This window comes from Delftia acidovorans NBRC 14950, from assembly GCF_001598795.1.
In the GTDB taxonomy this organism is placed as follows: domain Bacteria; phylum Pseudomonadota; class Gammaproteobacteria; order Burkholderiales; family Burkholderiaceae_C; genus Comamonas; species Comamonas acidovorans.
The window spans coordinates 144,486-158,151 of the sequence record NZ_BCZP01000011.1 but is presented as its reverse complement, the minus strand read 5'-3'; the positions used below and the strand labels follow the sequence as shown (position 1 = coordinate 158,151).

The 13,666-nt window shown below is 65.9% G+C and carries 14 protein-coding genes; 12 read left to right on the top strand and 2 right to left on the bottom strand.

The window, feature by feature from the left end; all coding sequences use genetic code 11:
• The first annotated feature begins 13 nt into the window (after positions 1-13).
• Positions 14-1,567 carry a malonate--CoA ligase gene (locus DA1_RS16260; RefSeq protein WP_034398319.1) on the top strand — a complete coding sequence of 518 codons (1,554 nt, stop codon included), beginning with the start codon at positions 14-16 and terminating at the stop codon, positions 1,565-1,567.
• A 108-nt stretch (positions 1,568-1,675) separates the two neighbouring features.
• Here the strand turns inward: DA1_RS16260 and DA1_RS16255 are convergent, their stop codons facing one another.
• The gene (locus DA1_RS16255; protein WP_012204620.1) at positions 1,676-2,119 is read right to left on the bottom strand and encodes a universal stress protein; all 444 of its coding nucleotides are present in this window, start codon (positions 2,117-2,119) and stop codon (positions 1,676-1,678) included.
• A 116-nt stretch (positions 2,120-2,235) separates the two neighbouring features.
• On the opposite strand from DA1_RS16255, the gene DA1_RS16250 reads away from it, so the two are divergent.
• From DA1_RS16250 to DA1_RS16210, 9 genes are all read left to right on the top strand, one after another.
• Positions 2,236-4,671 carry a heavy metal translocating P-type ATPase gene (locus DA1_RS16250; RefSeq protein ID WP_034391803.1) on the top strand — a complete coding sequence of 812 codons (2,436 nt, stop codon included), beginning with the start codon at positions 2,236-2,238 and terminating at the stop codon, positions 4,669-4,671.
• Between the two features lie 163 nt (positions 4,672-4,834).
• A complete protein-coding gene (gene ccoS / locus DA1_RS16245; protein WP_013803228.1) occupies positions 4,835-4,972 on the top strand; it encodes a cbb3-type cytochrome oxidase assembly protein CcoS in 138 nt (45 codons plus the stop codon).
• Positions 4,973-5,035: 63 nt separating this feature from the next.
• The gene (gene ccoN, locus DA1_RS16240; protein WP_012204623.1) at positions 5,036-6,472 is read left to right on the top strand and encodes a cytochrome-c oxidase, cbb3-type subunit I; all 1,437 of its coding nucleotides are present in this window, start codon (positions 5,036-5,038) and stop codon (positions 6,470-6,472) included.
• 19 nt (positions 6,473-6,491) lie between these two features.
• Complete coding sequence (gene ccoO / locus DA1_RS16235; RefSeq protein WP_012204624.1) at positions 6,492-7,124, top strand: cytochrome-c oxidase, cbb3-type subunit II; 633 nt, start codon at positions 6,492-6,494, stop codon at positions 7,122-7,124.
• A gap of 11 nt (positions 7,125-7,135) precedes the next feature.
• The gene (locus DA1_RS16230; protein ID WP_012204625.1) at positions 7,136-7,273 is read left to right on the top strand and encodes a cbb3-type cytochrome oxidase subunit 3; all 138 of its coding nucleotides are present in this window, start codon (positions 7,136-7,138) and stop codon (positions 7,271-7,273) included.
• 27 nt (positions 7,274-7,300) lie between these two features.
• Positions 7,301-8,218 carry a cytochrome-c oxidase, cbb3-type subunit III gene (ccoP, locus tag DA1_RS16225; protein WP_012204626.1) on the top strand — a complete coding sequence of 306 codons (918 nt, stop codon included), beginning with the start codon at positions 7,301-7,303 and terminating at the stop codon, positions 8,216-8,218.
• 77 nt (positions 8,219-8,295) lie between these two features.
• A complete protein-coding gene (gene ccoG, locus DA1_RS16220) occupies positions 8,296-9,750 on the top strand; it encodes a cytochrome c oxidase accessory protein CcoG (RefSeq protein ID WP_013803227.1) in 1,455 nt (484 codons plus the stop codon).
• Between the two features lie 57 nt (positions 9,751-9,807).
• Positions 9,808-10,122, top strand: coding sequence for a FixH family protein (locus DA1_RS16215; RefSeq protein WP_034391806.1), 315 nt, complete (start codon positions 9,808-9,810; stop codon positions 10,120-10,122).
• 179 nt (positions 10,123-10,301) lie between these two features.
• Complete coding sequence (locus DA1_RS16210) at positions 10,302-10,589, top strand: hypothetical protein (protein WP_013803226.1); 288 nt, start codon at positions 10,302-10,304, stop codon at positions 10,587-10,589.
• Positions 10,590-10,670: 81 nt separating this feature from the next.
• On the opposite strand, the gene fnr is transcribed toward DA1_RS16210, so the two are convergent.
• A complete protein-coding gene (gene fnr, locus DA1_RS16205) occupies positions 10,671-11,390 on the bottom strand; it encodes a fumarate/nitrate reduction transcriptional regulator Fnr (protein ID WP_034391808.1) in 720 nt (239 codons plus the stop codon).
• Between the two features lie 162 nt (positions 11,391-11,552).
• Here fnr and hemN point away from each other — a divergent pair, with 162 nt between their 5' ends.
• A complete protein-coding gene (gene hemN, locus DA1_RS16200) occupies positions 11,553-12,935 on the top strand; it encodes an oxygen-independent coproporphyrinogen III oxidase (RefSeq protein ID WP_034391810.1) in 1,383 nt (460 codons plus the stop codon).
• A gap of 5 nt (positions 12,936-12,940) precedes the next feature.
• Positions 12,941-13,657, top strand: coding sequence for a sulfite exporter TauE/SafE family protein (locus tag DA1_RS16195; protein ID WP_012204632.1), 717 nt, complete (start codon positions 12,941-12,943; stop codon positions 13,655-13,657).
• The last annotated feature ends 9 nt before the right edge of the window (positions 13,658-13,666 follow it).

Here is a 13,666-nt window from a genome sequence, read left to right as displayed (position 1 = left end):
CTTCTTCACAGCCATGACCAACCGCAATCTGTTCGCTGCCTTGCGCGCCGCCTTTCCCCAGGATCTGCAGAAGTGGGCCGTAGAGGCCATAGGCGCGGACGGCGCCAGCCTGTTCTACAGCTGGGCCGACCTGGACCGTGGCAGCGCGCGCATGGCCAACCTGCTGCAGTCGCTGCAACTGCCGCCCGCCAGCCGCATCGCCGTGCAGGTGGAAAAGTCGGTCGAGGCGCTGATGCTCTATCTGGCCACGCTGCGCAGCGGCCATGTCTTCCTGCCGCTGAACACGGCCTACCAGAGCGCCGAGATCGAATACTTCGTGGGCAATGCCGAGCCCGCCGTCGTGGTCTGCGCGCCGGGCAATTTCGGCTGGGTCTCCAAGATCGCCTTCACCTCGGGCGTGGCCCATGTCTACACCCTGGGCGACGACCGCAGCGGCACGCTGCTGGAGCGCGCGGCCCACCATGGCGACGAGCATGAGGTGGTGGAGCGCGGCGAGGACGACCTGGCCGCCATCCTCTACACCAGCGGCACCACCGGCCGCAGCAAGGGGGCGATGCTCACGCACGGCAACATGCTGTCCAACGCCGAGACGCTCAAGGACTACTGGGGTTGGCAGGACGGCGACGTGCTCATCCACGCGCTGCCCATCTTCCATGTGCACGGCCTGTTCGTGGCCATCCACGGCGCGCTGATCAATGGCAGCCCCATGATCTGGCTGTCGAAGTTCGAGCCCGGCACGGTGATCTCGCGCATGCGCGACGCCACTGTCTTCATGGGCGTGCCCACGCTCTATGTGCGCATGCTGGCGGACGCGCGGCTCACGCGCGAGGCGGCGGCCCACATGCGGCTGTTCATCTCGGGCTCGGCACCCATGCTGGTGGAGACGCACCGCGACTGGCAGGAGCGCACCGGCCACGTCATCCTGGAGCGCTACGGCATGAGCGAGACCATCATGCTGACCTCCAATCCCTACCGCGCCGACGCGCACAACGGCGGCCAGTCCGAGCGCCGCGCCGGCACCGTGGGCTTTGCGCTGCCCGGCGTGGGCGTGCGCATCGTGGACGACGCAGGCGAGCAGGTGCCCGTGGGCGAGATCGGCAATATCCAGGTGCGTGGCCCCAATGTGTTCAAGGGCTACTGGCGCATGCCCGAGAAGACGGCCGAGGAGTTCACGGCCGATGACTGGTTCCGCACGGGCGACGTGGGCAAGCTCGACGAGCGGGGCTATGTGAGCATCGTGGGCCGCAGCAAGGACCTGATCATCTCGGGCGGCTACAACGTCTATCCGGCCGAGATCGAAGGCTTCATCAACGAGCTGCCCGGCGTGGCCGAAAGCGCCCTGGTCGGCGTGCCGCACCCGGACTTCGGCGAAGTGGGCGTGGCCGTGGTCGTGCCGCGCCCCGGTGCCGCCCTGGAGCCCCAGGCGGTGGTCGATGCGCTCAAGGGCCAGCTGGCCAATTTCAAGATTCCCAAGCGCTGCTTCGTAGTGCAGGAGCTGCCGCGCAACACCATGGGCAAGGTGCAGAAGAACCTGCTGCGCGACGAACACAAGCAGCTGTTCGCCTGAGTTGGCGCCAGGGTGCGGATTGCGCCCTGGCCTGATTGAAAAAGCAAAAGGCATCGGCGCCGCCGATGCCTTTTTTTGTGTGGCGGCCGCCGAGGCTGCCGCTACCCTTCAACGCAGGACGAGCACGGGGATATGGGTGTGCGTGAGCACATGCTGCGTCTCGCTGCCCAGCAGCAGGCGCTGCAGGCCCTTGCGGCCGTGCGAGGCCATGACGATGAGATCGCAGTCGCGGCGCTTGGCCACGTCGATCACGCTTTCGGCGACCAGGTCGGACTTGACGATCTCGGTGGTCACGTTGACCTTCAGAGCCTGTCCCTTGGCATGGATGGCATCCAGCACGGTCTGCGCGTTGGAAGTCCACTGGCCTTCGATGCGCTCGATCTGCTTGAGGTCCACGGTCTCGCCGCCCTCGAAGTAGCTGCGCGGATAGTGTTGCACCACCTGGACGACGACGACGCTGGCGCCGCACAGCGCGGCAAGGCCCAGCCCGCTGTCCACGGCCTTGTCGGAAAGCTCGGAACCGTCGGTGGCGATCAGGATGCGGTTGTACATGCGTGCTCCTTTCGTGTGTGCTGATGGATGGGATGAAGTCAGCATAGACCCAACCATGAGTTAACGGTTGATTAATGTCAATACGCTTATCATGCGGCCCGATTACGCTAAGAACCATGCCCCACACCACGATAGCCCCATCCAGCGAGGCGGCAGTGGCGGCGCTTGATTCAGGCCCCTCGCCCTCGCAGCAGGCCACCGCCCGGCTGCTGGATGACCCGCAGGAGTGGAGTTCGTTCGGACGGCCCGCAGGCCCCGCAACTCCCGCCGACCCTTCCAAGGAACCTACCGACTTTCCCGCCTGGGATTCGCACGTCGTTCTGGAAGGCATGCACTGTGCCGCATGCGCCCTGACCATCGAGGATGCGCTGCGTGCCGTGCCCGGAGTGGAGAAGGCCGAAGTCAGTGCTGCCACGCGCCGCGCCCGTGTCACCTGGCGCCATGCGCAGGTGCTTCCCTCCGAGTGGATGGAGGCCGTGCGGCGCGCCGGCTACCAGGCGCTTCCCGCACGCGATGCCTTTGCGCGCGAGCGCCGCCAGGCCGAGAGCCGCCGTGCGCTGTGGCGCTGGCTGGTGGCCGGCTTTTGCATGATGCAGGTCATGATGTATGCGTGGCCCGCCTACGTGGCCCGCCCCGGCGACCTGTCGCAGGAGATGGAGACGCTGCTGCGCTGGGCCTCCTGGGTCATCTCGCTGCCCGTGGTGCTGTTTTGCTGCGGCCCCTTCTTCTCCAGCGCGCTGCGCGACATACGCCAGCGCCGCGTGAGCATGGACCTGCCCGTGGCCCTGGGCATGCTGATCACCTTCGTGATCAGTTCGCTGGGCACCTTCGATCCTTCGGGGCCCTTCGGCGAGGAAGTCTTCTACGACTCGCTGACCATGTTCGTCTTCTTCCTGCTGTCCGGCCGCTGGCTGGAGCTGCGCCTGCGCGACCGCACGGCCGGCGCGCTGGAAGCGGTGATGAACCGCCTGCCCGATGCCGTGCTGCGCGAGAACGCAGCCGGCCATTTCGAGCGCGTGGCCACGCGCCGCCTGCGGGCGGGCGACCGGGTGCGCGTGCTCAGTGGCGAGGCCTTCCCGGCCGACGGCACCATCGTGCGCGGCCGCACCCATGCCGACGAGGCCCTGCTCACCGGCGAGTCCACGCCCGTGCTGCGTGCCGAGGGCGATACCGTCACGGCCGGCAGCTACAACCTGGATGCCGTGGTCGATGTGCGCGTGGATGGCGTGGGCGCCGATACGCGCTTCGCCCAGATCGTGGGCCTGATGGAAAGCGCCTCGCTGCAAAAGCCGCGCCTGGCCCAACTGGCCGACAAGGTGGCGCGGCCCTTTCTCGTCGTGGTGCTGCTGGCTGCGCTGGGCGCCGCCATCTGGTGGTGGCCCACCGATCCCGGCAAGGCCATGATGGTGGCGGTGGCCGTGCTCATCGTCACCTGCCCCTGCGCGCTGTCGCTGGCCACGCCCGTGGCCATGCTCACCGCCGCCGGCACGCTGGCGCGCAGCGGCGTGCTGGTGCGCAACCTGCAGGGCCTGGAGGCGCTGGCCGCCGTGGACACCCTGGTGTTCGACAAGACCGGCACGCTCACGCGCGATGGCCTGGCCCTGTCGTCCTTCGAGCCTGCTGCGGGCGAAGACGCCGACGAAGTGCTGGCACTGGCGGCGCTGCTGGCGCGCCAGTCCATCCACCCGGCCTCGCGCGCCATTGCGCAGGCTGGCGCCGATGCCGCCACAGACTGGAAGCTGGACACCATGCAGGAAATGGCCGGCCTGGGCCTGGACGCCTGGGTGCAGCGCCCCGGCGCGCGCCGCCATCTGCGGCTGGGCTCGGCCCTGCACGCAGGCCTGGCCGGGGAGCAGCCCGTGCAGGGTGTGCTGCTGGCCGAGGAGACCTCGCAGGGCTGGCACACGCTGGCCCGCTTCGTCCTCAGCGAGGACGTGCGGCCCGAGGCCGCCGCCGTGGTGCAGGCGCTGCACCGGCATGGCGTGCAGGTGATGCTGCTGTCCGGCGACCGCGAGGACGCGGCCCGCGCCATGGCGGCGCGCGTGGGCATCACCCAGGCCGAAGGCGGCTGCAGCCCGCAGGACAAGCTGGAGCGCCTGCAGCAGGCGCAGGCTGCCGGCCACCACGTGGCCATGGTGGGCGACGGCCTCAACGACGGCCCAGTTTTAGCTGGAGCGCATGTCTCTTTTGCTTTTGGTAGAGCAGTGCCCCTGGCACAATCGCGCGCAGATTTCGTTGTTCTGGGTGACAGCCTGGAACTGGTACTCCAGGCATGCCTGTTGTCGCGCCGCACGCTGCAGGTGGTGCGCCAGAACATGGCCTGGGCAGCCGCTTACAACGCGGTGTCGATTCCGCTGGCCCTGGCGGGCTTCATGCCTGCCTGGGTGGCCGGCCTGGGAATGGCACTGAGTTCGCTGCTGGTGGTGATGAATGCCGCGCGCCTTGCGCGCAGCCTGCCACTGGCTGCAACGAAACACACGGGCACGCCTGCTGCGCCCGCAGCGTCCGTCGCGATGAAGACGGGCTCCACCGCAACGGTGGGGAGGTTCTGATGGAAATACACCCCCTGAGCGGCTGCGCCGCTTCCCCCTCTCTCGCTTCGCGGGAGGGGAACGACACCTTCGCCGCGAGGCGGCTCTTGCTCGGTGTCACTGAGCTGGATCGCGCCCGTTCTGGGGGCAAGGCGTGGCGCGTCAGCGCCACGGGGAACTGACCATGGATATTTTGTATTTGCTGATCCCGCTGTCGGTGGTGCTGGTGCTGGCCATCCTTGCGGCCCTGTGGTGGGCCGTATATCGCGGGCAGTTCGAGAGTGTGGAGCAAGAGGGTGAGCGCATTCTTCGGGACGATTGACGTGGGTCAACACGCCCGGGAGCGAAGAACGTAACACTTTGATAGCAATCTAAGGGGTGCACGATGGATAGTTCAAATAAAAACGCTGTCTATTACGACGATTCCGTCGTAAGGCAGTTCTCTATCATGGCCGTCGTCTGGGGGGTGGTAGGCATGGCTGTCGGGGTGTTGATCGCCTCGCAGCTGGCCTGGCCGGAACTCAACTTCGGCATTCCATGGCTGAGCTACGGACGCCTGCGTCCGCTGCACACGAACGCCGTGATCTTTGCCTTTGGCGGATCGGCGCTGTTCGCAACCAGCTACTACGTGGTGCAGCGCACCTGCCAGACGCGGCTGTTCATGCCCAAGCTGGCCAGCCTGACCTTCTGGGGCTGGCAGATCGTCATCGTCGCCGCCGCCATCAGCCTGCCGTTGGGCTACACCCAGGGCAAGGAGTACGCCGAGCTGGAGTGGCCGATCGACCTGCTGATCGCCGTGACCTGGGTCTCGTATGCCATCGTGTTCTTCGGAACCATCGGCATCCGCAAGGTCCGTCACATCTATGTGGCCAACTGGTTCTTCGGCGCCTTCATCATCGCCGTGGCACTGCTGCACATTGTCAACAGCGCGGCCATTCCGGCCGGCTGGATGAAGAGCTACTCGGCCTACGCCGGCGTGCAGGACGCGATGGTGCAGTGGTGGTACGGCCATAACGCCGTGGGCTTCTTCCTGACCGCGGGCTTCCTGGGCATGATGTATTACTTCATCCCCAAGCAGGCTGGCCGTCCGGTCTACAGCTACCGCCTGTCCATCGTCCACTTCTGGGCGCTGATCTTCACCTACATGTGGGCGGGTCCTCACCACCTGCACTACACCGCGCTGCCCGACTGGACGCAGTCCGTGGGCATGGTGTTCTCGCTGATCCTGCTGGCTCCCAGCTGGGGCGGCATGATCAACGGCGTGATGACGCTGTCGGGCGCATGGCACAAGCTGCGTGACGACCCCATCCTGCGCTTCCTGATCGTGTCGCTGTCGTTCTACGGCATGTCCACGTTCGAAGGTCCGATGATGTCCATCAAGACCGTCAACGCGCTGTCGCACTACACGGACTGGACCGTGGGCCACGTTCACTCGGGTGCCCTGGGCTGGGTGGGCCTGATCACCATGGGCTCGCTGTACTACCTGATCCCGCGCCTGTTCGGCAAGACCAAGATGCACTCGGTGGGCGCCATCGAACTGCACTTCTGGATGGCCACCATCGGCATCGTGCTGTACATCGCCGCGATGTGGATCGCCGGTGTGATGCAGGGCCTGATGTGGCGCGCCGTCAATCCCGATGGCACGCTGACCTACACCTTCGTCGAAAGCGTCAAGGCCAGCTATCCGTTCTACGTGATCCGCGTGGCCGGTGGCCTGCTGTACCTGGGCGGCATGCTGGTCATGCTGTGGAACACCTGGAAGACCGCGATCTCGGGCCGTTCGGTGAAGGTGGCCGTGCCTGCCGTCGTGGCCCACGCCTGAGCGTCTAGGAGCATTACTCATGTCCGATCACAACAATAGCGCTCCCAAGAGCTTTTCCCACGAGAAGGTGGAAACCAACAATTTCCTGCTGATCGTGCTGACCCTGCTGGTGGTGGCCGTCGGCGGCATGGTGGAAATCGTTCCGCTGTTCTTCCAGAAGTCGACCACGGAAGCGGTGGCTGGCCTCAAGCCCTACACGCCGCTGCAGCTGATGGGCCGCGACGTCTATCTGCGCGAGGGCTGCTACAACTGCCACTCGCAGATGATCCGCCCCTTCCGCGCCGAGACCATGCGCTACGGCCACTACTCGGTGGCTGGCGAGTTCGTCTATGACCACCCCTTCCAGTGGGGTTCCAAGCGCACGGGTCCCGACCTGCACCGCGTGGGCGGCAAGTACAGCGACGAATGGCATCGCATCCACCTGAACAACCCGCGCGACGTGGTGCCCGAGTCCAACATGCCTGCCTACACCTGGCTGGAAAAGAACAAGGTGGATGACACCGTGGTCGCCCAGCACATGAGCGCGCTGCGCAAGGTGGGCGTGCCCTACAGCGACGAGGAAATCAGCGGCGCTGCCGAGCAGGTCAAGGGCAAGACGGAAATGGACGCCGTCATCGCCTACCTGCAGGTCCTGGGCCGTTCGGTCAAGTAAAGGAGAGCGACATGGACATCACCACCATGCGCATCGTGGCCACGCTGGCCTCGCTGGCCTGCTTCATCGGCATCTGGTGGTGGGCGTTCGCCCGCCGCAACCAGGCCCGTTTCGACGAGGCCGCCCAGCTGCCGTTCGAGCAAGACTGAGTCCCTCCACCAGAACGAGAACTTCCCATGAGCGATTTCGTAAACAACTTCTGGTCGATCTATGTCACGGCGATCACGCTGGGCGGCATCATCGGCTGCCTGCTGCTGCTGTATCTCACCGCACGCAAGAAGGTGGTCCCATCGGCCGACAACACCACGGGCCACGTCTGGGACGAGGACCTGCGCGAGCTGAACAACCCCATGCCCAAGTGGTGGATGTGGCTGTTCATCATCACCTCGGTGTTCGGCTTCGCCTACCTGGCGGCCTATCCGGGCCTGGGCTCGTTCGCGGGCAAGCTGGGCTGGACGCAGCTGGGCGCCTATGAAAACGAGATGGCCAAGGCCCGCGCGGACCTGGAGCCGCTGTACGCCAAGTTCACGAGCATGAGCACCGAAGACATGGCCAAGGACCCCCAGGCCATGGCCATCGGCGAGCGCCTGTTCATGAACAACTGCGCACAGTGCCACGGCTCGGATGCACGCGGCGGCAAGAGCTTCCCCAACCTGACCGATGGCGACTGGCTGCATGGCGGCACGCCCGAGAAGATCAGGGAAACCATCACGGGTGGCCGCATCGGCATCATGCCGCCCATGGCCGCTGCCGTCGGCACGCCCGACGATGTGCGCAACCTCTCGCACTATGTGCTGAGCCTGTCGGGCAGCCCGCACGACTCGCTCAAGGCCTCGCTGGGCAAGTCCAAGTTCACGGCCTGCGCTGCCTGCCACGGCATGGACGGCAAGGGCAACCAGGCCCTGGGCGCGCCCAACCTGACCGACGACATCTGGCTGCACGGCTGGGGCGAGGCCGCCATCACGGCCATGATCAACAACGGCAAGCACAACGAGATGCCTGCCCAGAAGGACAAGCTGACCGAGGCGCAGATCGCGGTGCTTGCTTCCTATGTCTGGGGCATGTCGCACAAAGACGGCGCAGTCCGTCAGTAAGCACAGGGGCGGCGCTGCGGCGCCGCCTTTTTGCGTTTTGAGTTTTCAGATATTTCAAAAAAACAAAGGAACCCACCATGAAGCCCGAGAGCGGGGATGACACCGGGAAGCCTCCCCGCAAAGTCATTCCGATCACGCCGGCCACGCCTGATCCGGGCGAGCTGGTGTCGATGTTCGAGTCGGAAAAGAAGGTCTACCCGCGCTCCATCAGCGGTGTCTTCGCACGCTGGCGATGGGCCCTGGTGTTTCTCACCCAACTGGTTTTCTACGGCCTGCCCTGGCTGGAGTGGGGCCAGCGCCAGATGGTGCTGTTCGACCTCGGAACGCGGCGCTTCTATCTCTTCGGGCTGGTGCTGTACCCGCAGGACTTCATCTACCTGGCGGGCCTGCTGATCATCTCGGCGCTGGCATTGTTCCTGTTCACGGCCGTGGCCGGGCGCCTGTGGTGCGGCTTCTCGTGCCCGCAGACGGTCTACACCGAGATCTTCATGTGGGTGGAGCGCAAGGTCGAAGGCGACCGCAGCGCGCGCATGCGGCTGGACAAGAACGGCTGGACCTTCGAGAAGGCCTGGAAGAAGTCGCTCAAGCAGTTGCTGTGGATCGCCATTGCGCTGTGGACCGGCTTCACCTTCGTGGGCTACTTCGTGCCCATCCGCGAGCTGGGCGGCGAGCTGCTGGCGCTGCAGGGCAGCTGGCAGATGTTCTGGGTGCTGTTCTACGGCTTTGCCACCTATGGCAACGCGGGCTACATGCGCGAGCAGGTCTGCAAGTACATGTGCCCCTATGCGCGCTTTCAGAGCGCCATGTTCGACCGGGACACCATGATCGTCAGCTACGACACGGGCCGGGGCGAGCCGCGTGCACCGCGCACCAAGAAGGTGGACTACAAGGCCCAGGGCCTGGGCGACTGCATCGACTGCAAGATGTGCGTGCAGGTCTGCCCCGTGGGCATCGACATCCGCAACGGTCTGCAATACGAATGCATTGGCTGCGGCCTGTGCATAGACGCCTGCAATTCCATCATGGACAAGATGGAGTACCCGCGCGGCCTGATCCGCCTGACCACGCAGAACGCCATGGCCGGCCTGTGGCGGCGTGCCCAGGTGCTGCGCCGCATCTTCCGTCCGCGCGTGCTGATCTACTCGGCCGTGCTGATCGGCTTGAGCGTGGCCATGATCGTGAGCCTGGCGCTGCGCCAGTCGGTCAAGGTGGACGTGATCCGCGACCGCGCCTCGCTGTCGCGCATCGTGGCGGGCGGCAAGCTGGAGAATGTCTACCGCCTGCAGATCATGAATGCCACCGAGCAGGCCCAGCGCTACCGCATCAGCGCCCACGGCCTCGATGGGCTGGAGCTGGCGTCCGAGCAGGAAGTCGAGGTCGGCCCGGCCGAGACGCGCGGCATTGCGGCGCGCCTGCAGATTCCCTACGGTTCGGCCGAGCCGGGCTCGCACACCGTATTCTTCGATATCGATGCCGTGCATTCAGGCGCGGGACGCGCGTCCGAAAAGGCCGTCTTCCTGGTGCCCCGGTGATGTTCCTGGCAGGCGCGGCACGGTCCGCGCCTGCCGCCTGAAAGAAAGAGGTTTCCCATGTCTTCCAGTCCCGCAGTGTCCGCGCCCGCGCACGCTCCATCGCACCCCGACGCCGGCAAGCCCTGGTGGAAGTTCGGCCATGTCTGGCTGGTGGTGGCCGGCCCGGCGGCCGTGGTGGTCGCTGCCGTGATCACGGCCATCATCGCCATCAATGGCGCCGATCCCGTGATCGACCCCGACTACTACCGCAACGGCATCACGATCAACGAGCGTGCCGATGGCGTGCGCGAAGTGCCCAAGAGCATGGCGCCCGCCGTCACCGGCCGCAACCATGCGGCCACGCCCGCGCACGATCACCCCACGGACCGCTGATCGCCGTGCACCCCTGCAAGAGGCCGCAGTCGCGGCCTTTTTGCATGGCGGATCGCATCTCCGGCATGCGCGACGGGTGAGGGTTTCCTACAGGCGTGCAGGGCGCTGCGGGGCTTGGCGCCATGCGTTGGCGCGGCGCACAATGAAGGCGACCCCTCGACAGCACAAGGAGATCGCTGATGTTGGCCCAACGCTGGATGTGGATTGCCTGGCCTGCCTTTCTGGCAGCCGCCGTGATGGAGATGCTGGTTTTTGCCTTTGTGGACCCGCTGGAGCTGCATTGGCTCGGCGACCTGGGCTGGTCGCGCCAGGGCATCTACACGCTGGCCTTCTTCGCCTTCTGGGGCGTGACCATGCTCTCCAGCCTGATGACCACCATGCTGGGCCGCTCGGCCCGCGATCTCAATGACGGCGTGGTCTCCGAGCCCGACCCGGATCTGGCCATGCAGGGGCTGGGGCGGGACTGAGCGAGAGCCCGCCGCAATGAACAAGGCCCGCTGTCGCGGGCCTTGTTCATTGGCGGATGAATGCTTGCCGCCCTTGCAGCCTCACTGGCACTGCTGGCTGTTGACGATGCGCTTGAGCGCCTCCGTGTCCAGGATGCGCAGATGGCGCTGGCGCACCTCGATGATGTTGTCGTCCGCGAACTTGGAGAAGGTGCGGCTCACCGTCTCCAGCTTCAGGCCCAGGTAGCTGCCGATTTCCTCGCGCGTCATGCGCAGCACCAGTTCGGACTTGGAAAAGCCCCGTGCATGCAGGCGCTGCACCAGGTTGAGCACGAAGGCGGCCAGGCGCTCTTCGGCGCGCATGCTGCCCAGCAGCAGCATCACGCCGTGCTCGCGCACGATCTCGCGGCTCATGACCTTGTGCACATGGTTTTGCAGGGCCGTGACCTCGCGCGACAGGTCTTCCAGCTTGTCGAAGGGCATGACGCAGACTTCGGCGTCTTCCAGCGCGACGGCATCGCAGGTGTGGTGGTCGTTGACGATGCCGTCCAGGCCGATGATCTCGCCGGCCATCTGAAAGCCCGTGACCTGGTCGCGTCCGTCCTCGGTGGCCACGCAGGTCTTGAAGAAGCCGGTGCGGATGGCGTACAGCGAGGTGAATGTCTCGCCGTTGCGAAACAGCAAGCCTCCGCGCTTGACCTTGCGGCGCGTGGCCACGATGTCGTCGATGCGCTGCATCTGCTCGGCATCCAGGCCCATGGGCATGCACAGTTCGCGCAGGTTGCAGTTGGAGCAGGAGGCTTTGATGGTCTGAAGGTTCATGGAGTGATAAACATCAGCGGCACACAGCGTGCCGGCGGTGACCTCGTGGATTGCGATGAGTTGGATCAAATTGTCGCAGCAGTCCCTCAAACAACTCTTGATATGAGTCAAGGACATGACCGATGTGCTGCGGCACAGTCGAGGTATTAGAGGAAAAAACCCATGACCGCTGTCACCCCAGAGCTGCTGCGTCGCTTTGACGTACCGGGGCCCCGATACACCTCGTTCCCTACCGCCGACCGCTTTGTCGAGGCCTTTGGTGCAGAGGACTATATCCTGGCGCTGCAACAACGCAAATCGAGTACCGCAGCGCGTGCCATGCCTTTGTCACTGTATGTGCACGTGCCCTTTTGCGAGTCGCTTTGCTACTACTGCGCCTGCAACAAGATCGTGACGCGCCACCACGATCGCGCCGCCGTCTACCTGGACTACCTGGCGCGCGAGATGGCCTTGCACACGGCCCATTGCGGCAAGGGCCAGACCGTCAGCCAACTGCACCTGGGCGGCGGCACGCCCACCTTCTTCTCCGACGACGAGCTGCGCACGCTGATGGGCCTGTTGCGCGAGCATTTCAAGTTGGAGCCGGGTGGCGAATACTCCATCGAGGTCGATCCGCGCACCGTCAGCGTCGAGCGCCTGGCCGTGCTCAAGGAGCTGGGCTTCAACCGCCTGAGCTTCGGCGTGCAGGACTTCGACGAGCAGGTGCAGATCGCCGTGCACCGCGTGCAGCCGGCAGAGCAGGTGTTCGAGCTGGTGGCGGCCGCGCGGCAGCTGGGCTTTGCCTCCATCAACGTGGACCTGATCTACGGCCTGCCCAAGCAGACGCCCGAATCCTTCGAGCGCACGCTGGCCCAGGTCAACGCGCTGCGGCCCGACCGCATCGCGCTCTATGCCTATGCCCACTTGCCCGAGCGCTTCAAGCCGCAGCGGCGCATTGCGGCCGAGGATCTGCCCCAGGGGGCCGACAAGCTGGCCATGCTGTCGCGTTCCATCGCCGCGTTCATGGACGGTGGCTATGTCTATGTGGGCATGGACCACTTCGCCCTGCCCGAGGACTCGCTGGCCGTGGCCAAGCGCCAGGGCCGGCTGCACCGCAACTTCCAGGGCTACAGCACCCAGCCCGACTGCGACCTGATTGCGCTGGGCGTGTCGGCCATCGGCAAGGTGGGTGCCAGCTACAGCCAGAACGCCAAGACGCTGGAGGAGTACTACGACGCCATCGACGCCAGCCACCTGCCCGTGGTGCGGGGCCTGGCGCTGTCGCGTGACGACCTGGTGCGCCGCGCCGTCATCATGGCCATCATGTGCCAGGGTGCCGTGCTGTTCGAGCCCATGGAGCAGGCCTGGCTGCTGGGCTTTCGCGAGTACTTCGCGCCCGAGATGGCGGCGCTGGAGGACCTGCAGGCCAAGGGCCTGGTGCAGATCAGCGACGAGGGCTTCCAGGTCACGCCCATGGGCTGGTACTTCGTGCGTGGCGTGGCCATGCTGTTTGACCGATATCTGCAGGCAGACAAGAACCGGGCGCGGTTTTCGAGGATCATCTAGGCCCCATGCTCTTGTCGCTGCTCTGGACCGCTTTGATCATGGGGCTCGTCGGCGGGCCCCATTGCCTTGCCATGTGCGCTGCGCCCTGCGGCGTGGTCACGGGCGGGGCGGGGCAGGGCGGCGGCTCGCAGGTGGTGGCCGTGCATGGATTGCAAAGCCGGCTGTGGCTGCGCACGGCGCTGTTCCACGGCGGCCGTCTGGCCGGCTATGCCAGCCTGGGCGCTGCCTCGGCCCTGGCCATGGAGAGCCTGTCCTGGCTCACCAGCCAGACCACGGCGCTGCAGCCGTTCTGGACGCTGACCCATGTCGCCGTGATGGCCTGGGGCCTGGCCATGATGGTGCAGGCCCGCCAGCCCGCCTGGCTGGAGTCAGCCGGCCGCGCCGCCTGGCGGCGCGTGCAGCCCTGGGTGTCGGCGCCGGGCGGCACGCTGGCGGCAGGCTATGCCTGGGCGCTCATGCCTTGCGGACTGCTGTATTCGGCCGTGCTGGTCGCCGCGCTCAGCGGCGGCCCGTTGCAGGGCGCGCTGGCCATGGCGGCCTTTGGCGTGGGCAGCGGCCTGTGGCTGGTGGCCGGTCCCTGGCTGTGGCGGCTGGGCCGGCAGCGCCTGAACGGTCTGCGCGCCGAATGGGGCACGCGCCTGGCCGGCCTGATGCTGGTGGGCGTGGCCGTCTGGGCGCTGTGGATGGACCTGATCTACAAGCCCAGCCTCTGGTGCCGTTGAGCAACAGCT